The organism is Flavobacterium palustre, assembly GCF_014639535.1.
Classification (GTDB): domain Bacteria; phylum Bacteroidota; class Bacteroidia; order Flavobacteriales; family Flavobacteriaceae; genus Flavobacterium; species Flavobacterium palustre.
Window position 1 is genome coordinate 67,093 of the sequence record NZ_BMGA01000006.1, and the last position, 20,232, is coordinate 87,324.

The window sequence follows — 20,232 nt, forward strand, 5'->3', positions numbered from 1 at the left end:
GAAAGGCTATTTTAACAAATTCAACAAAAGTTGTTGCCCTACAATATTGGCTTTATTTTTAGCAGACACATTAAAAGTTTTCATAGAGGCGTTTTCTCCATCACCTTCAGCTTTATTAGCAACTGCATTTTCTTTTATACAACTAAAAATATCCAGTGCACAAAAAATGATTTTCCCTCTTCCGTGCGGAATTACACTTAACGCAGAATAGACTTCCTGTTTGTGATCAGAAACACAACCAACAATAGTTTCACCGTTAAACATTCTAAGCCCTAATCGGTTTTTATTATAAGTTGCAAAACATTGGTACTCCCAATTAAAAACACAGGATTGTGGCAGGCCTTCAAACCATTTGGTATCTTTTACAAAATAATTCCCGCCATACCAGGATGTTCCCAATATTTTAAAACCTCTATAATCAGCGGCTTCTTTCTTGGCAAAATAAGTTGCCCAGGTATCGGTATCATTAACAACAACCACTGTATTCCCGTTATTCACCCATTCCAAAAGGTCAGTAACCAATGGATTTCCTGTTTGCTGCGGTTTAAAACCACCTATAACCAAACAATTCCCGGACGGAGTTCCGCTTTTATAATCTTTGAAAGCAATCTTTTCAGAATTAAAATAGTTTCCAATAACGCCCGTCGTATCGGCAACCATAATATTAGAAGCCATTTTGTCTTTATTCAGTTTAACGGCAAATAATTCGTCGCTGCCTGTAGCAACAACAGTATTATCTTTCGAAACTAATTCAGCTGTAATCTTCGTATATCCTTCTGTTTCAGGTACAAAAGTGTTTTTAGCAGACAATAATTCGCCATATTTAATTCCACCAGTAACTGTAACCGGAATTGTTTTTGTCCAGACTGTTTGTTGCTTGTTGTTTGTTGCTTTAACCCGTAAATCAAAATTTCCTTTTATATCCTTTTCGTTCACAATAAAAAAATCAACTATCGTTGTATCTTTTACCGATAAAACCTTATTGGTCAATTTTACAGCCACATACAAAGGTTTGTTGTAACGGGCAATTAAATCGGCATCACCCTTTAGATTTCGGTAATTATCAACTATACCTGAATGATTTTCCAATTTCATGCTTTCCCAGCCATTCACTGCATAACCATCAATTGTATTATTGATTCGCACGTTTTCAATTGTTCGACCCTGATAATAAAAAGACACATTCCCCATTTTTCTGGTCAGACTGTCCACATTAGGAAATGACTTTTCGAAATCATTTTTCTTCAAGAAATTATCATAAGCATCATACCATTTCAAATAATCGTCGCTTTCCCAACCAATGTCCTTACCTCTTTTCAGGATTTCGTCTCTAATCAATTGCAATCTTGGCGGTGTACCAATAGCTCCTTCTTCGCCGTAATACACAATCTCCTCTTTGTTATCTGTGTATTTTGCATACTTTTTAGGATTGCTGTATAAGTTATCATGATACACTCCGGGACCTCCTGCATGGTGCTGATCAAACCAACCAATATTGTAAAACTGATTGCTATACGGCAATAAGTGTAATTTAAAACGTGGATCAATTCCTTTTTTTATTGGACCATTACTGGAATTATAAGTCATAATTCGGGTTGGATCTAATTTGTGTCCAGCCAACATCTGTAAGCTGTCTTTCTTTTGTGGCTCTGCCCCTCTTTCATTGTGCATATTGTAAATCACCAATGATGGATGACTTCGGTCACGTTTTATCATTCTAAAAAACTTCTCGTCGCGGGCGGCAAAATAGAAATCAGCCTGTTTCTTTTCCAATTCGTTTTTAGGATTGAACTGGTTCGCAGGAAATTGATTTCCTCCCGGCTCCTGAAAATACAGCAAGCCCATTTCATCTGCATAATCCAAAACATTAGTTTGACCAATGGTACGATGAAAATTAAGCATATTCAAACCAACAGCTTTGGCATCGGCAATTTGTTTTTTGGCCAGTTCATCGCTTGGTGCAATTCCGTTAATCGGCCAAAAACCCCAGGATATGGCCGTTCTTACCACAATACGTTTGTTGTTCAGATAAAACTGCTTGTCTCCATCCACTTCTTTGACTTCAAACCAACGGAAACCAAACTTTTTCTCTACAACATCTTTTACATCATCATCCTTTTTAAGCGAAGCTTTCAATACATATAAATTCGGATTATCAACATCCCAAAGCTTGGCATTATCCACTTTAATGGTAAAAGAATGTGGTGCATTCTCTCCTTTTGCAGCTTCTATTAGAAAACTTTTTTCGAAAACTAATTTTCCTGTTTTTCTTTCAGTTACTTCTAATAAAACATTTCCTTTAAAAGTTGTTGCAGTATTATTAGTCAATGAAATTTCGGCATCGATTTCATTCAATGTTGGTTTGTTTTTGACGAAAATATCATTCACAAAAATATTCTCTGTTGCCACAAGGCTCACTTTTCCGGTAATTCCGCCAAAACCGTGTGTTGGATTAGTCCGGTAATCGCCCCACATATAATTGGAACTGTCTCTCCAGTCGAAATTACCATTCGGATCAGTAATTCTAACTGCTATCGAATTTGTTTTTCCAACAGTTACGAAATTAGTAACATCAACATCAAAAGGAGTCCCGTTAATTAAATCATAGCCTGCTAACTTCTGGTTTACAAAAACCTCAGCTCTGAAACGAACACTTTCAAAATGCAAAACAATTCGTTTCCCTTTCATCGATGCAGGCACATTCACCTGAGTCGAAAACCAGGAAACCCCTAAATAATTTCCTGAAACTCCAAAAGAATTCGTATTCCATCCCCAATGAAATTCTTCCACCGTTGCCGGAAGATGTACTGTTTTACTTTCTCCTTTTTCAAGTGCCTGCCAGCCTCCGGATGGAATATTAACAGGCATTTTTTTTATAACAACAGGAGGTGTGAATAACACATCATTTTGCCATTTTGCAGCCGGATCGAGCCACATTTTCCAGTCATTATTGGAAATATCCTGCACTAGCCGTTGTTGAGCAAAAGATGCTACGTTGATTAAATTAGCCAGCAAAATTGCCACTACAATTTTCATCTGATAGGGGTTGATTTTCATAAAAATTCAATTATTTTACTTTAAAAACATAGGTTTTTCCGGCCACTGTATTAAAATCATACAACTTAGTTTCAGGAGATTTATAGCCTTTTAAAGCAGCTTTTTCTGAAATTAAAGGATCTTTAATAGTTGTTACATTGTAGAAAACATTCGGGTTATCTCCTTTGGCTTCCTCTAATTTTACATCACCTACTAACATGACATTGGATGCGAGACGCAATCTGCAATTTCCTCCTAAAGCCGATTTTACTGTTAGTTGTTTTACCTTGCCATTTTCCCATTCGATAGCTACTTCAAAACCACCTTTAGCTTTTAAACCTGAAACTTTTCCACTTTTAAAATCATCAGGCAAAGCAGGAAGCACATAAATCGCACCATCATAACTTTGCAATAACATCTCGGTAATTCCGGCTGTACAACCAAAATTACCATCAATTTGAAACGGCGGATGCGCATCTAAAAGATTCGGATAAGTTCCTCCCTGTTGACCTTTAGTTTCCATAGGTGCCGGACTCAGTTGGTCTTTTATCAGTTTAAAAGCTCTGTTTCCATCTAATAATCGCGCCCACCAATTGACTTTCCACCCCATTGACCATCCTGTAGAAACGTCACCTCTGGAAATCAGGGTATTTTTAGCAGCTTCTATTAACTGTGGTGTCCTGAATGGTGAAATTTGTCCTGATGGAAACAATCCGTACAAATGCGAAATGTGCCTGTGATGGTCATTGGGTTTGTCCCAATCGTGAAGCCATTCCTGCAATTGCGAATATTGTCCTATTTGCATTGGTGGTAATCTTTTTAAGGCAACCGCAACCGAATCGGCAAAAGATTTATCGGTTTCTAAAACTTTAGCAGCATTAACGATATTATTGAAAGTATCAAAAACCAATTGATTATCCATTGTTGTTCCGGCAGAAACACCTACACTTTTCTCATAGGTATTCTCAGGAGACATTGATGGCGCTACCACCAACCATTTGTGTTCCGGTTCTTCCTGTAGTACATCCAGATAAAATTGCGCCGCGCCTTTTAAAACAGGATAATATTCCTTTAAAAATGCTTTGTCTCCGGTGTACAAATAATGTTGCCACAAATGTTGGGTAAGCCAGGCGCCTCCCATTGGCCAAAGACCATAAAAACCACCGTCAACCACTCCTGTCATTCGCCATAAATCAGTGTTATGGTGCATATTCCAGCCTCGGGCGTGATACATTTCTGAAGCACTTTCTTTCCCTGTTATTGCCAAATCTTTCAGCATACTAAACAACGGCTGGTGCATTTCGCTCAGATTGGTTATTTCCGCCGGCCAATAATTCATTTCAGTATTAATGTTCACCGTATATTTGCTGTCCCATGGAGGCGATAATTTATGATTCCAAATTCCCTGAAGATTCCCCGGCTGATTACCCGGCTGTGAACTTGAAATCAATAAATATCTTCCAAACTGAAAATAAAGCGCTACTAGTTGCGGATCATAAGAAGTTCCAAATTCCTTAATCCTCACATCAGTTGTTTTATTGGATTGAGGTGAATTGCCTAAATATAAAGATACTCTGTTGAAATATTTTTGGTAGGCAATAACGTGATCTTGAAAAGATTTGGCATAAGTTTTCTTAGAAGCTTTAACTAAAGTTGCAGCGTTTTTTTCAGAAGGATTTGCCGATAAATCTTTGTAATTTTTAAAATTAGTCGCAATAGCTATACGAATGATAACTTCATCAGCATCTTTAACGGTTAACTTATCAGAAGTTGCAGTTAGTTTTCCTCCTTGTAAAGTACAGGCCGCTTCTCCAATGAATTTCACTTTACCTATTTTATTATCAACACTTGCCGTTGTCCCTTCAAAAAATAGTTTGTTATCCTTTGTCTTAAAATTATGAACCACTTGCGGAGTTGTTGCCGACAACGAAAAGCTAATGCTTTTTTTCTTATCGGCAGTTAATTTTACCAAAATAACATCGTCTGCAAAAGAAGCAAAAAATTCTCTTTTATATGTTACTCCGTTTGCTTTATAACTCACAGACGAAACCGCTTTTTCTATATCTAAGTCTCGTTTATAATCTGTAAAACTTTCATGACCGGGAAATTCAATCCATAAACTCCCCACGGTTTGATACGGCATTCCGTAATTAAGATTAGCAGGTGCCTGTCTCGGGAATGTTGTATTAGCTAAATCCTGAGCTTCTTTATTTTTACCCGCAAAAAGTAATTTTCTAATTTCTTCAATATTTGGATAAACATTTTTAGGCACATTATTCCCCGGTTCACCAGCCCAAACGGTTTCCTCATTTAATTGCAGTTCCTCTTTTTGAGGATTTCCAAAAACCATAGCACCTAAACGGCCATTTCCTAAAGGCAAAGCTTCGTTCCAATTGGTCGCTGGCGTATTGTATTGCAATTTTAATTTTTGTTGGGCATTTCCCTGAAAAACACTTATAGACAGCACTAAACAGCCGGCAATAATCTTAATTCGATTCATTTTCTATTCTTTATGTTTAATGAAAGTTTCTGATATTCCTAATTTCTAAAACCTACAAAACAGGAACCCAATCTTTAAAAATAGCTGCAAGTGTATATTCCTTAGAAAATTGTTCTGATGTTAACAAATGAGACCAACTCACACGTGAAGCGGTGTTTCCTCCTTTTCCTGTAGAATGATATTCGCCATAAAAAGTGGTAGTTTCTGCTTCCGGTTTACTCCAGTTATGCCAGCCTTCCGGTTTAATATGTGCAGCCATTTCGCATTCAATAAAAACTGTTTTAGCATAAGGTCGCCAGGGTCTTCCTAAATAATAGCTGCTATTTTCTGAATTTGTAGTCAATTTGCAATTTAAAAACACCAAGCCATAAGGAGTGTTTTCCAAAGTGCTGGCTGCGGTTAAGTAGGAACCTCCTTTTTTAGCAAAAATTTCGCATTGATCAAAAACAGCCGTTGAAGCACCAAAAATAAAATCGGTTGTTCCTTCGATATAGCAATTTTTATAATACTGGCTGCTGGCTGTACTTCGCGGATACAAGGTATCCTGGAAACCCAGAAATTTGCAATTATCAAAAATAATTTTATCACCATCAACCCTTACCGCCACTGCCTGTCCAACAGGTCCTGATGAATTTTCGAAGGTGATATTTTTAGCTTTAAAATTATCGGCTGTAACAATAAAACTGGCTGATCCGGATGTTCCAATTTCTTTTCCTTCACTATTTTTCTTGGAAGCATAATCATCATAAGTAAGGATAACATTTTCTTTACTTTCTCCAATTAAGCTAATGTTATTCTTATCTTTGATTACTTCCAATTTCTCTTTATAAATGCCATTTTTTATTAAAATTCTGGTCTCTGTTGTCTTAAGAGATGCTACCGAATTCAAAGCATCCTGCACCGTTTTATAATCACCACTTCCGTCCTGAGCAACTACTATATCGTATTTAACTTTTTTGATTGGAGTTTTAGTACTTAGAGAATCATTAGCTGCTTCTGCTGAAAAACTACTCATTAAAAACACAGAAGCCATTAAAAATTTTGCAATCATTATTTTTATTTTTATTAATCATTAGTAGTATTTTTTTATTGTGATTAAAATACAACAATTAACACTAAACATTTCATACAAATTTTGAACTAATTCTTTTTTAAAAAAGAGGAGAATTCTTCAGGAATTCTCCCCTATTAATAACTAATTCATCATTAATCAAACCATCTTTTATCACCGGCTACACCTGTTCCTGCAAATCCTACTCCTTCTTTGATATGGAAATCTCCATTAGCAGGGTCAACAAACAATCCATAAATATTTAAAGGAACTTCTGTTATTCCAGTAAATGGTCTTGTATCTACAATTAAATCATTTGTTTTATAACTTCCTGCATAAGACATCGGAATATTACCATAATTCCCGTTTGTACTGTTAATTTTAGCTCCGCCATTTGGACCGGCCAAAATTAAATTTTGCAGCGAAACCTGAGCTGGTTTATTGTTATCAAAAAGCCACAAATGACTCATTGCCATTGTAATATTGACACAGGTAATATTGCTAAAATTAACTTTAGTAGCCACACGTACATCGGCAAATCTTGTACTGATTTCGGTAAATGTACAATTTGACACATTGATTGAATTTACTGTAGTTCCCGAACCAACATTAAATACTCCCCAGCCTCCTGTGTTTGAAATCCATGTATTTGTGACATTTATATCATTCAAAATGGTACCGCTGCTTATTCTGACAATAGAATTTATATTGGAAACTTTACAGCCTTCAATAAAAATATCTTTGGCCGTTTTTCCGTTTAACTCAACGAAAAAAGAACCGGAAGATGTTGTTTGCAAATATTGAATGATAAGATTGTTAATTTGAGTTTGGACTCTAAACCTTGCATTTGACAATACTGGCAGATTTCCATTACTGTCAGCAGTACCCACAAAAGCAATATCATTAACACCGGTAGGAATTGTAATATCTCCACCGATATTATATGTTGTTCCTTCAGCAAAAGCAACAGTAATATTAGTAGCTCCTCCTACAACCAAATTGGAAAGAGCTGTTCCTATAGCTGATGCGTCATCAGTAGTTAATACATTATAAACAGTACTATTAGCAATTCCGGAAGTACGTACATTTAAAGTTCCACGATTATTTGTTTCATTAAAAATCTTGGCAATATATTTTGTTCCAATAGTCAGATTATCAAAAGTTACCATTCCTGTAGTTTTCTGCTCTGGAGACAATACAACATCTTTAATTACCTGCATTTGTTCATCATATAAAACTACATTAGTAACCCGGGGAGTCACTGTCCATTGTAATTTTATACTGCTGGTTGTTGGAAAATAATTAGTAAAAAGTTGTTCTGCAGGAGTTTCAAAGTAAATCTGGTTATAACCCGATTCTAATCCGGTTGTTTCATCAATACTCTTCATTCTAACCGAATAACCGGTAGTTCCATCCAATTCGGTGAATAATTCCCTGTACTCCACTTTGGCCTGATTAGGAGAAGTGGCAAAAGGAACTAAGGAAGCTGCAGAAATTTCAACCGTTTTTACGATTTCTTTAAATTCCAAATTGTCTTTACTAAATTCGAAAATATATTTAGTTGCCCCAATTCCTTTTGTAAATTTAAGTTCAACCGAAGTGGACTGCACTTTTGAAACCTCAAATATCAACGACTTAAATAATCGGTCATGACCGGACTCTACTACCCAATCGTTATAATCTTTTTCGCAACTCATCATAAAAGAAGCGAGTATGGAAAACACAAAAATTAATATACTATTTTTCATTTAAATTAAAATTTAGTTTTTAAAGTCTAATACCCAAAAGAATTTACTAAATATCCTTTCGACTCAAATATATCTTCGTAATAGATGGCAAAATATTGTCGGTAATTACAACTCTTATTACCCATCGTATATTGGGCAAGATTTGCCTGAATGTCACCACCATTTGTCATTGAACTCAGAAAACCGGAATAATCATATTGTTTATTTATACCTGTTGCTGCCAGTAAAACTTTAGTTGGCCATTCTTTATAATTCGTATTGGTTCCACTTATTGGTTTAATCGCATCTTTAGGAAACCATGATTTAGATAAATATTCCGGACCCGGACTTGCTCCAAGATTGGTATAGAAATTAATGGAACTCTGGTCTATAAACTCGGAATTTTTAAACTTATAATACACCGTTTGCGGGAAATCTGACGGTTGATAGGTTTTATCAAAAATAGTTACAGGCACTTTATTATCAAGCATTAAACACAATGTTTTTTTCATTGTTTCGATCTTATCGTATAATAAACCCCAACGTGATAAATCCCCTTTACGAATGGATTCACAACCAAATTCCCAAGCGCGCTCGTTTACAATTGCATTAAAAAAATCAGCATCATATTGTTTAATTTTTGGAGAACCAGCACCAAAAGCACGCTCTCTTACTTTCTCCAAAGCCTGACGCGGAGACATTCCTGCAGTACTATTAACGGCATCCGGACTGGCTAACTGACTTTGTGCTTCGGCAAACATTAGATATATATCAGAGTATCTCATTAATATCCAGTTTACCCCTGTAGCAATGCGGGAATTAGCTGTTTTATGCAAGGCTAAATAAGACGGTGCCATCCAATAAATTCGCCATTTTGCAAAACTTACACTTAAAGGATCATTTTTTAGACCTTCCTTATTCTCACTAGTATAATTTGTCCAGGTTAAAGTAACATCACGACGGCTATCATCACGATCAAAAGAATAGAAGTAATAGGCTTGAGAAGACACATAACTACCTCCAAAACCTCTGGTTCCATATTTTGTATTTCCGGCTACTTCATAGCCCATCAATGAACCAATATCTCCATTGTTCCCAAGACCGAATGCCACTTCAAAAAGATTTTCATTACTGGCATTTTGCTGTAAACTACATACCGTTTTCCAAATATTTTCATAACTCGGATCTAGTGTATGTGGATTCTCAGTGCTGCCTAAAATTTCAGCTGTTTGTTGAGCCGCAATTTGATAATAATCCTGCCAGTTTTTAACTCTCCCTACATAATAACCATTTTCTTCTACTATAGTTGGATGGTGTTCTAAATTGGCGTCTGGAAACAAATTTCCATCTCTTAGAGACCATCCTCCTGCATAAAGTGCCACTTTAGCCAAAAGTCCTTTTGCGAAACCTTTTGAAATACGCTCAACAGTTGAATATTCGGCATTTGTTTTTAACCATGGTAAATATTGAACAGCTTCTGTCAAATCTTCAACTAAACCCGCATAAATAGTATCTCTGTCGGTTTTACCCATATAAACATTAGTAAGATCTGATTTTGAAGCTTCTCTCTTAAATGGTACATCTCCCCAATATTTTACCAATTCGGAATAAGCCAATGCCCTAAGTGTTAAGGCTTCTCCTAATAAGGGTTTCATTTCGGCAGCTCTGGTCTCGAAGATTGGTGAATTCCTAATTCCATCTACAGCTGTAGAAGCCAATTCAGCCAGTTCAAACAAAGTTTGCCATTTAGTCGTCTGATTATAAGGATCATCATAAAAATTACCTGCGCCCGAATCACTACTGGTCGAATTATAACCTGTAGTAGAAAACCCTGAATTGGTTTCGATATCTGAAACTCCCTGCCAGTTTACCGATAACTTTTGACCATAAATGTACGTGTCGGTCATCTTTCCGTAAATTCCCATAATAGCGGCTTTAGCCATTGATGGTGTTTTAAAAACCGTTTCTGAACTTAATTTAGAAGGTGAAGTTGTTTCCAAAAAATCATCACTACAGGAGAACAATCCCAAAGCAACAATAATGAAAGAATAGTATATTATTTTTTTCATAATCTTTTTAATTAAAATGTTACGTTAGCTCCAAATAAAACTGTTCTGGCTTTTGGATAGGCTGACCAGTCCAATCCTGGTGTTAATGGGGAACTGCCTGTACTTACCTCTGGATCTTGTCCTGAATATTTTGTCCAAACTTTTAAATTATTTCCCGTTACATAGCATCGGATTTTTTGAACAAATTTTCCCTTTGCAATACTTTCAGGAAGCGTGTAGCCCAATGTTAAATTACCAAGCCTTAAAAAAGAACCGTCTTCAATTGCCCAATCGGTAATTATAGTAGAATTGGATAATGGATGCCATATTGTTGCGTTTTGATTAATATCTTGTAACAACTGCGGATTGGCATCGTTACCAAACATAATATTGTTTCCTGTAGTTGGATCGATGGTTGTAAAACGATTTTCTAAACTCATAATAGAACTTGCATTATTATAACGCTTAGAACCGCTGAAAGTAGTATTATCAATTTTATTGGCATTGTAAATATCATTACCATACGACCAATTGAACATAGCCGACAAATCAAATCCTTTATACGAAGTATTGATTGAAAATCCTCCTGTATGTTTTGGTTGTGCTCTACCAATAACTTTACGGTCTTCATCCGGATTAATAACCGTACCTGTACCACTTAATTTTTTAAGTTTCATGTGTCCCGGCCCAAAATAATTCCCCGAAGTTGTGATTACTTTAGAAGCATCTACTACTCCCGGATTCAAAATCCATTTCTTTTGAGTGGTATCATACGTAAAATCGTCAAAACTGTAAAAACCATCTGAAACATAGCCATACATTAATCCCACCGGTTGTCCTACTCTGGCTCTGTAATCATCACGTCCTACATTGGGAGCCCAATTTGCAGCAGCAATCATTTCATTAGAACCGTCCAAACTTTTTACTACATTTTTATTAAATGCTATATTAAAATTAGCTGACAACTTGAATTGATCTGCATCAATAATATCTCCTGTTAAAGTAAACTCCAGCCCTTTATTAGAAGTACTCCCTATATTTTGATATTGTGATGTATATCCTGAATTAGAAGGTAATGCAACTGCAAGAATTAAATCCTTAGTATCTATTTGATAAGCATCAACGCTCAAATTTAATCTTTGATTAAAAAATCCTAAATCAAGACCTAAGTTAGTTGAAACTGTAGTTTCCCAGGTCAGGTTTTCGTTCTTTAAAGTTGTCGAAGGTTTTAAAGTACTCTGAGCATTATTACCTATATAAATCAATCTGTTAGCAGATGATTCAAAAGTATAATCTTGTCTCCAGTAAGATCCCACTCGGGCATTCCCTACTTCACCATAACTTAAACGTATCTTAGCATTAGATAACCAGTCTTTCGTTTTTTCCATAAATTTCTCTTCCGATAATTTCCAGGCAAAAGCAGCTCCAGGAAAGAAGCCCCATCTGTTTTTTGGTGCAAATACATTCTTACCATCTAATCTTGAAGTCGCACTAAAAATATACTTATTCAGTAATGTATAATTGATACGTCCAAAATAAGAAGCCGTTCTGGTAGGCTCGTTAATCGTGGTATAAGTTGGTAATGGAGTTCCATAATTCCACATAGCCAATACATCTTTAGCATTAAAATCATCAGGAAAAAATTTTGACTGTATTAATGTTTCGTTAGTGTGTGAATCACGTGCTTCCTGACCTAATAAAACATTCAATCGATGATTTGAATTACTAAAGCTTCCATCGTAACTTATCGTATTTTGCATAGACCAATCAACCCCTTTTACATCCTGACGTCGAGCAACCGGCTGACCTCCATTAGCACTGGCCTCACCTGTATTTTTTAACCAAATATTATCGGTAAAATTTCTATTTACAGCATAACTCCCCTGAGAAACAATAGTAATTCCTTTAAATGGTTTATAAGTTAACCCTCCATTCATTGTAATATTAAGATTGTTTTGCTCTTTATATTCGTTTGAAATATTATAAATCGGATCATTCAAACTACTTAAAGCCTCAGCAGAAGTAATATTATCACTAGTACCCAAAAAAGCACCCGGATCCAGATAAGTTAAACTTCTAACTGGCGCATATTTGATTCCGTCTCTTAGTTTACTTCCACTGGAAACACTAGGTCCGGTAATGATTGTATTTGAAAATCTGGAGTTAAAATCCAAACGAAATTTTGAGCTAATCTCTTTATTTAATTTAAAACTCAGATAATCTCTTTTATAAGAAGAATTTATCATTATAAAATCCTCAAAATCATGAGTATAATTAACCTTATATTGTGTTTTTTCATCCCCTCCGGTTAAACCTAAATCAGTATGGGTTTGAAAACCTGTATTACCATATAATTTTTCCTGCCAGTCGAATCCTTTTTTTGATTTATAAATATCAATATCACTCCACAAACCATAAGCAGAATAAAAACTGGTACCCGAAACACTTGATCCCGGATCAATCTCTTTTTGAAAATATACATATTCATAAGGAGATAAAACATCCGTTAGATTATAAGTCTTTTTTAAACCTGTATAAGCATTTGCTGTAATCTCAACTTTTCCTTTTTTTCCAGATTTGGTTGTTATCAACACTACCCCATTAGCTCCCTGAGAACCGTAGATAGCTGCTGATGAAGCATCTTTAAGTACATCGATAGTTTCAATGTCACCAGGAGGAATATCATTAATACTGTTTACCTGAAAACCATCCACTATATACAAAGGAGAATTATCCTGAGTGATGGAACTTCCCCCTCTTACACGTACATTAATTCGGGCATCTGGAGCTCCTTCAGTAATAGTTACGTTAACTCCGGCTAATCTACCTGCTATAGCCTGTAAAGCATTGGTAGCCGGAATATCCTTTAAATCCTTCATGTTTACAGATGCAACAGAGCCCGTTAAATCTTTTCGTTTTGCAGTTCCATAACCAATAACTACTACCTCTTCAAGTTTGCTGGAGGTTTCCTGCATGAGTACATTAACTATTTTCTTTCCAGATACAGGAATCTCCTGAGTTTCCATCCCGATATAAGTAAAGACTAAAACAGCATTTGAAGAAACATCAGGTAGTACAAAATTTCCATCCATATCTGTAATTGTGCTTTTTTTAGTTCCTTTAACAAGAATCGACACTCCCGGAATTCCAAGTCCTTTATCATCGGAAACCTTTCCTGATATTTTTGTCTGTTGTTGAACAGCTAACACAGATTTCTTTTCCTTAAATTTTTCCGAAACGGCATCATTCAACAGCGTATTAGTTTTTCCATAAACAATAGATGAAAAAGCTACCATAACTAATAAAGCTAAATGCTTTTTTTCTATCAAAGCATTAGCAGAGCCAAAGTTTTTCCTTGACAACTTGTTATTCATAATTTTTTGGTTTAGTTAGTTAATTTTTTTTTTGTGTTTTTCCCTGAATCGAATTATTCGATCAGTTCTTTTTGACATGTTTATTAAATAATCATAAATACTTTTTTAAAAGGTTTAACATTAGTTCGTTTAGTAATACACAAAACTAGATTTATGTCTTTCAATACATAGGGTCAAAACACAATTTGAAAGGGGACATATTACACAAACACCAATCTTTTCAACGCATCAGAATCAACAGGTAAAGAACATTTTCAAAAATTCCAACAGCTTATTTAATATGTATTAAAAATCATACTCACAAAAAAAAAGAGCTACAAATCGAAATTTATAGCTCTTTTCAAAACAAATTATAAGAGGTTATCAGCAAATTACAGACAATATCAAAAGTGTTTTTAAATTAAAATTAATTATTCAAATTTAATTCTTTCATCCCCTCAAAAACCATTCGGGCGACCTCAACCGCGCCTTTAGTCTGAAAATGGGTATTGTCTTTTTGACCTTCCGGATAAGCCTCATATTTACCGGCCGGGAAATTCATAAAATAATTTTCGGCTGAAAAAGTCTCTCCTTTTTTAGTGAAAAAATCCATTGATTTTTTATTCAAATCTATAAGAGGAACTTTCAATTCTTGAGCAACATCTTTTGCTGCTTGATCATATAATCCGTGTACATTTTGTAATTTCCCGTCTTTCCAAGGATAATTTCTGGCAACCGGTGTCAAAATAATTGGTCGTGCTCCTTTGGATCTGGATTGGCTTACAAACAATCTCAAAAATTCTTTGTACCCTTCTATAGGAACATATCTTTCGGTCATGGTTTCTGATCCATCGTTATGTCCAAATTGCATCAGCACCAAATCGTCTTTTTTAAGTTTTTCAAATACCGCACGCCATCTTCCTTCCTGAAAAAACGTTCGTGTACTGCGACCTCCTCTGGCGCGGTCATCCACAACAGCACTTTGGGTTTTTATTAATTTATTTACTTTTTGCAAGCTGTCTTTAACCAAAAACTGCTGAAAAACCTGTCCCCATCCCGTAACTGGAAATCGGGTTTTCATGTAATCTTTACCCGGTTCGTAATTATTGGCATAATCCGCCATAGTCGAATCGCCGATTAAATAAACAGTAGTTGCATTTGATTTCTTTATGCTAAAAGCCATAATAATTACGCTGGCTATCGCACAAACTGCAGGGATTATAAATTTTCTCATTTATTATTTATTAAAAACTTTAGTTAGAAAATCATTGATGTAATCAGCCGTCGGATCAATCCAGGGTGAAACAGCCAGAAGGTATGGAGTTGAATATCAAACTTATGCGCTTCGGTGTAAATTCCACTTCTTTTTCTATCAAAATAATAAAATACAAAAAATCAAAGGCAGATCTTACGATCTGCCTTCGAAACCAAACTAACCAAAGAAACAATTTAATATCCAGGATTTTGCGGATAATCACCACTATCTAATGAAATAACTGCCAAAGGTATCGGACGCAAAATTTTTAATTGTCCACCAACACCCATAAACGGATTCATGCCTCCATCAAAAAGAGCTTTAATATCCGGATTTCTAACTTTAGTATAATCTATCAATTTTCCCGTACGTTTTAAATCCAGCCATCTAAAGCCCTCACCAGCCAATTCGCGAGCTCTTTCATCTAAAATAAAATCAAGTGTGACATTGGCTACTATTGAAGCTCCTGCTCTCTGTCTTACTGTATTTACTCGGGCAACAGCATTTGTAGAATTATTAGATTGCAAATAGGCTTCTGCCGCTATAAGATAAGTTTCTCCTAATCTTGCCAAGTAAATATCATGCGTATATTGTACAGAAGGCGTAGCAGTTTGCACTCTGTCAAATTTCTTCAAAGCAGGATAATCAACCTGATTTAAACCATCCCACCAATGTGCACCAATTGGAGAAATGATAGTATTCGTTCTATTAGCAGGATCGGCTGCTCTCCAGGCTGGCACTGCTGCGATTTGTGCAGCAGTTCTTGGATAATAATATTCAACTGGAGTAGTTGTCGGATTTAAAATATAACCGCTATAAGGTGCCGTTTTTATATTTAAAAAGGTTCCCTCAAAACGGGTATCGTTATCTTCAAATAAAGTAAATAAATACTCTGTTGGATGCAATGCATTTTTTTTCACAACTCCATCATTAGCTCCCTGAACTAAAGGTCCCCAAGGATAATCCCAGTTATGAGAAACCTCTCCTGAAAGAGACTTATTATACTGAATTGACCATAAAATTTCTTCATTTTTATCATTCTTATATTTAAACAAATCTCCATATGGTAAATTAAGTCCTTGTCCATTTATAGCTGTGTCTGCCAAAGAAGCAGCCATCTCAAAATCTTCGGTTCCATTCCCATAAACTTCATAACCTCTTGTCAAATATACCTTTGCTAAAATGTGTTGTGCAGCACGTTTAGTAACTCTCCCGAAATTTGTTTGGGTAGCCGGCAATGTTGCTATAGCTTCATTCAATTGATCAATAATAAATTGATAAACTTCACTGGCTGGTTTTCTTTCAAAATGTGTAATTGGTTCATTTACCAAATTTTCAACAATAGAAACATCTCCAAATTCCTGAACTAACATGAAATAATAATAAGCCCTTAAAGTTTTAACTTCAGCAATTCTGCTTTCTAGCTCAGGAAAATCCTCCGTTTTTCCTGCATGATACAAAGCTAAATTGGAAATTTGAATACTTTGATACAAGCTTCTGAACAATCTTTCGACATTAGCTTCTCCGGGTGTCAAGGTTTGATAAGATGCTAATCCTAAAGGGACTTCTGCATGAGCTGCAAAAAACAAGTCAGTTCCCGCGCAAAAAACATAAGGAGTTGGTTCATAAACATCACGTAAAGTAGCATAAGTAGCATTTACCAAACCTTCATAACCATTTTTTGTTCTATAAAAATTTTCCGCAGTTGTATTCCCTAAATTTTCTTCTTCTAAATACCCTGAACAGCTTATAATTGATAACCCTAAAAAGATTGCATATATTTTTGATTTTATACTTTTCATAATCTTAAAATTTAATATTTACACCAAGTTGATAAATAGCATAACCAGTATTTGAAGCATCAACACCCGACATATCAGCTCCTGCCCATTCCGGATCAAAACCATCATACTTAGTAAACGTAAAAGGATTTAATGCGTTCATATACAAACGCATGCTTGCCAAACCTATTTTAGATAACAACTCCGGATTTAAATTATATCCTAATGTGATGTTTTGAATACGGACGAAAGAAGCATCTTTACTAAATCCCGGATAGCCATAATCTTCTGCATCTTCACCCCAATATTGCCCCATATAAGAAGCCTGAGGATATGTATTTGATTTTCTCGCTGGTGTAATAGGATTTTCTCTTACATAATAAGGTACGTCCAAAATCACCTTACTGTTAAAGTCAGTAAATTCCTGATGAAATGGACTGTACTGAAAAACACCTTGCTTGGTAAATACTGTAGCCGAGAGGTCCCAATTTTTATAAGTAAATGTAGTTGAAAAAGTCCCTATCCAATCTGGATTTGGAGAACCCAAAACTTTCATATCGTTATCAATATCAATCACCCCATCACCATTTAAATCTTTTACTTTGGCTGTACCTTCTAATGCCTGCTGATTTGTCGGAGCCAATTCGTCTTTTTGCCACACCCCATCAAATACCATTGAATAAACAACATTTACAGGTTGACCAATGAACCATCTGTTAGGAACATCATCTTCTTTTTTACCGTACAAATCAACAATCTTATTCTTGTTTGAAGAGAAAATAAAACTGGTTTCCCATTTAAAATCTCCTTTGTCAACATTTACCGTTTTCAACTGAACCTCAAGCCCTTTATTGCTAATTGAAGCTACATTATCAAACATTGAAGTCCAACCTGTTGGCACAGCCAACTTTCTACTCAAAATAGTCCCTTTTGACAATCGGTCGTAAAGATTAATTTCTCCGGTCACCCTATTTCCAAAAAAACCAAAATCAGTACCAAAATTCCATTCTCTTGTTCGCTCCCAGGTCAAGTCAGTATTAGCTAATTCACTTGGCACAAATCCATTAGCAATTGTCCCATCCCAATCATAATATTTTTGTCTATTTAACGATGACTGAGTTGCATAAGCACCTATCGGTCCATATCCACCTGTATAACCATAACTCAATCGTAACTTTAAATTATCAATTTGCGAAACATTTCTTAAAAACGACTCTTCATTCATTTTCCATGCAGCTGCTGCAGAAGGGAAAGAAGCCCACTTGTTACCTTCGGCTAACCTTGAAGCACCATCCCATCTCATCGTTCCAGTCAACAAATACTTTCCTTTATAAGAGTAATTCACACGATTTGTATAAGACAAAATAGTACTCTTACTAAATCCTGTTTCGGCATCACGTTGTGGTGCGCTTTGAACATTATAAAAGGAAGAATTAAAAGGAACATCTCTACCGAAAGAAAAAGATCTTTCCATACGATCAAAAGTTGCTGACTGTACAAAATCATACGAAATATTGTGTTCTCCAAATTCCTTAGTATAATTTATCTGATTATCCCAAACATAAGAAAGCCTATTGTTCGTCCAGAATCTGGCAATTGAAATCGATCTTGTAGCAAATCGATCTTTATACTCACCATCTCTTTGAATTCTTGCATTTGGAGAAAATGTTGATTTAAATGTCAAGCTTTTTATAGGATTGAATTTTAAATAAAAATTTGAGATAATATTAAACTGCTCAACATTCCATCCCGACTTACCGTCAGAAAACGTATAGGGACTTACATTACTTGAGATTCCTAGCATTGGAGATTGAATAACACTCCCGTCAGTATTGAAAGCAGGGGCAAATGTTGGCATTCTAAACAATTGATGTGTATAGCCTTGTCTTGAAACCAATTCTTGCTCTGAAAATGCTAAATTAATATTGGTACCAATTGAAAATTTATCATTTACCTTAGCATCCACACTTGCCTTAAAATTGTATTTTTTGTACCATTGTCCTACAGCATTCCCATTATCTCCTTGATAACCAAAACCTACTACATAATTAACCATATCCGAACCACCATTAGCAGAAATAAAATGATTTTGCTGTGTACTATTTTTCAAAAACGCATCCAACCAATTTGTTCCATTTCGTTCTGCTAAATTTTTTGCCCAGTAGTTTTCTCCATTTACAATAACGTTTGGAAAACCATAAGTAGGCGAATCCACAATTGGCACACCTTGAACTAAATCTCGGGCTACCTGTCTATCTTTTTGCCATAAAACACTTTCATCATAGCTATTTAAAAAATCAGGCATGTTAACTACTTTTCTAACCCCTACAAAACCAGAATAAATAATAGATGGCTTTCTATTTTTAACACTTTCTCCCGATTTAGTGGTTACAATTACTACACCATTAGATCCTCTGGAACCATAAATAGCTGTTGAAGAAGCGTCTTTCAAAATATCAATTTGCTGAATATCCTGTGGATTTAAAAAATCTATACTTTCTGTAACAATTCCATCAACAACAAATAAAGGTTGCTGACCTGCAAAAGAATTAATTCCACGGATATTAATATCAAAACCAGCTCCCACTGAACCTGTTTTTTGAGATATATTCACGCCGGCAGCATTAGCCTGCAAAGCCTGCATAGGACTAGTTGCTCCAACTTTATTAATATCTTTATTCCCTATCGAAACTATAGAACCTGTCAAATCTTTTTTCTTTACAGTTCCATAACCTACAACTACAACTTCTTCTAATTTAGCGGTTTCTGGAGAAAGTTGACAATTAATAACTATTTGATTATTTACTTTTATTTCTTTAGTACCATAGCCTATATAGGAAATCACTAAAAAACTCTCCGTAGATGGCACTCTAATTGTAAAATTCCCATCAAAATCCGTTTGGGTAGAAATTTGAGTTCCTTTAACAAGAATACTAGCACCGGGAACAGGAAGACTATTCTCATCAGTTACTTTTCCTGAAATTTTTAATTCCTGAACAGATTTTACAATAATATTATGTGCAGGAACCTGTCTGACTATAATACTTTTTTTATCCGTAACTTCGAAATTCAAATTACCGGATAGAACAATTTGATTCAATAATTTAGATACTTCAATGATACCTTTTTTCAATTGAATCTTTTGAGTATTTTTAAAAAAATCATTTGGATATAGAAAACTATAGTCCGTTTGTTTTTGAATAATTTTAAAAACCTCTTTTACTGATACTAGTTGATCTTTTTCAATAGCTATTTTTTCCTGCGAAAAAGTAGTAGCTGAATTAAAACTAAAAACAGTTGTACAGAATAAAATTAAAAATGTTCTCATCATAATAATAAGCAGCTGCCGTTTTTGATATACAAAACGGCCATTCGTAAAATTAATTTTCATAATTTTGTTGGGTTAGTTAGACAATTGTTTAATTAATGTAGGAGAGGGAGGTAGTTAGGACACCGCTAAACATCTAAACTACTACCCCTC

9 protein-coding genes are annotated in these 20,232 nt (G+C 35.3%); all 9 read right to left on the reverse strand.

Features of this window, described 5'->3' with window-relative positions:
• Positions 1-6 precede the first annotated feature (6 nt).
• Positions 7-3,057 carry a glycoside hydrolase family 2 protein gene (locus IEV84_RS11970; protein ID WP_229732669.1) on the reverse strand — a complete coding sequence of 1,017 codons (3,051 nt, stop codon included), beginning with the start codon at positions 3,055-3,057 and terminating at the stop codon, positions 7-9.
• A gap of 10 nt (positions 3,058-3,067) precedes the next feature.
• On the reverse strand, positions 3,068-5,536 hold the full coding sequence (locus IEV84_RS11975) for a glycoside hydrolase family 95 protein (protein WP_188494511.1): 2,469 nt from the start codon (positions 5,534-5,536) through the stop codon (positions 3,068-3,070).
• Between the two features lie 52 nt (positions 5,537-5,588).
• Positions 5,589-6,587 carry a pectinesterase family protein gene (locus IEV84_RS11980; protein WP_229732670.1) on the reverse strand — a complete coding sequence of 333 codons (999 nt, stop codon included), beginning with the start codon at positions 6,585-6,587 and terminating at the stop codon, positions 5,589-5,591.
• A 155-nt stretch (positions 6,588-6,742) separates the two neighbouring features.
• The gene (locus IEV84_RS11985; RefSeq protein WP_188494512.1) at positions 6,743-8,335 is read right to left on the reverse strand and encodes a DUF5123 domain-containing protein; all 1,593 of its coding nucleotides are present in this window, start codon (positions 8,333-8,335) and stop codon (positions 6,743-6,745) included.
• 26 nt (positions 8,336-8,361) lie between these two features.
• Entirely contained in the window at positions 8,362-10,383 is a 2,022-nt protein-coding gene (locus IEV84_RS11990; protein WP_188494513.1) for a RagB/SusD family nutrient uptake outer membrane protein, read from the reverse strand.
• Between the two features lie 11 nt (positions 10,384-10,394).
• Positions 10,395-13,736: a SusC/RagA family TonB-linked outer membrane protein gene (locus IEV84_RS11995; protein WP_229732671.1), complete on the reverse strand. Its 3,342-nt coding sequence runs from the start codon at positions 13,734-13,736 to the stop codon at positions 10,395-10,397.
• A 406-nt stretch (positions 13,737-14,142) separates the two neighbouring features.
• The gene (locus IEV84_RS12000; protein ID WP_188494514.1) at positions 14,143-14,949 is read right to left on the reverse strand and encodes a rhamnogalacturonan acetylesterase; all 807 of its coding nucleotides are present in this window, start codon (positions 14,947-14,949) and stop codon (positions 14,143-14,145) included.
• A 215-nt stretch (positions 14,950-15,164) separates the two neighbouring features.
• Positions 15,165-16,772 (reverse strand): RagB/SusD family nutrient uptake outer membrane protein, encoded by a 1,608-nt coding sequence (locus tag IEV84_RS12005; RefSeq protein WP_188494515.1) that lies wholly within the window; start codon positions 16,770-16,772, stop codon positions 15,165-15,167.
• A gap of 4 nt (positions 16,773-16,776) precedes the next feature.
• Entirely contained in the window at positions 16,777-20,142 is a 3,366-nt protein-coding gene (locus IEV84_RS12010; protein ID WP_188494516.1) for a SusC/RagA family TonB-linked outer membrane protein, read from the reverse strand.
• Positions 20,143-20,232: the final 90 nt, after the last annotated feature.

What these genes read in the sequence shown, in the direction of transcription:
- IEV84_RS11970 (WP_229732669.1), bottom strand. Translation starts at nt 3,057, where the DNA reads ATGAAAATCAACCCCTATCAGATGAAAATTGTAGTGGCAATTTTGCTG.
- IEV84_RS11975 (WP_188494511.1), bottom strand. Translation starts at nt 5,536, where the DNA reads ATGAATCGAATTAAGATTATTGCCGGCTGTTTAGTGCTGTCTATAAGT.
- IEV84_RS11980 (WP_229732670.1), bottom strand. Translation starts at nt 6,587, where the DNA reads ATGATTGCAAAATTTTTAATGGCTTCTGTGTTTTTAATGAGTAGTTTT.
- IEV84_RS11985 (WP_188494512.1), bottom strand. Translation starts at nt 8,335, where the DNA reads ATGAAAAATAGTATATTAATTTTTGTGTTTTCCATACTCGCTTCTTTT.
- IEV84_RS11990 (WP_188494513.1), bottom strand. Translation starts at nt 10,383, where the DNA reads ATGAAAAAAATAATATACTATTCTTTCATTATTGTTGCTTTGGGATTG.
- IEV84_RS11995 (WP_229732671.1), bottom strand. Translation starts at nt 13,736, where the DNA reads ATGAATAACAAGTTGTCAAGGAAAAACTTTGGCTCTGCTAATGCTTTG.
- IEV84_RS12000 (WP_188494514.1), bottom strand. Translation starts at nt 14,949, where the DNA reads ATGAGAAAATTTATAATCCCTGCAGTTTGTGCGATAGCCAGCGTAATT.
- IEV84_RS12005 (WP_188494515.1), bottom strand. Translation starts at nt 16,772, where the DNA reads ATGAAAAGTATAAAATCAAAAATATATGCAATCTTTTTAGGGTTATCA.
- IEV84_RS12010 (WP_188494516.1), bottom strand. Translation starts at nt 20,142, where the DNA reads ATGAAAATTAATTTTACGAATGGCCGTTTTGTATATCAAAAACGGCAG.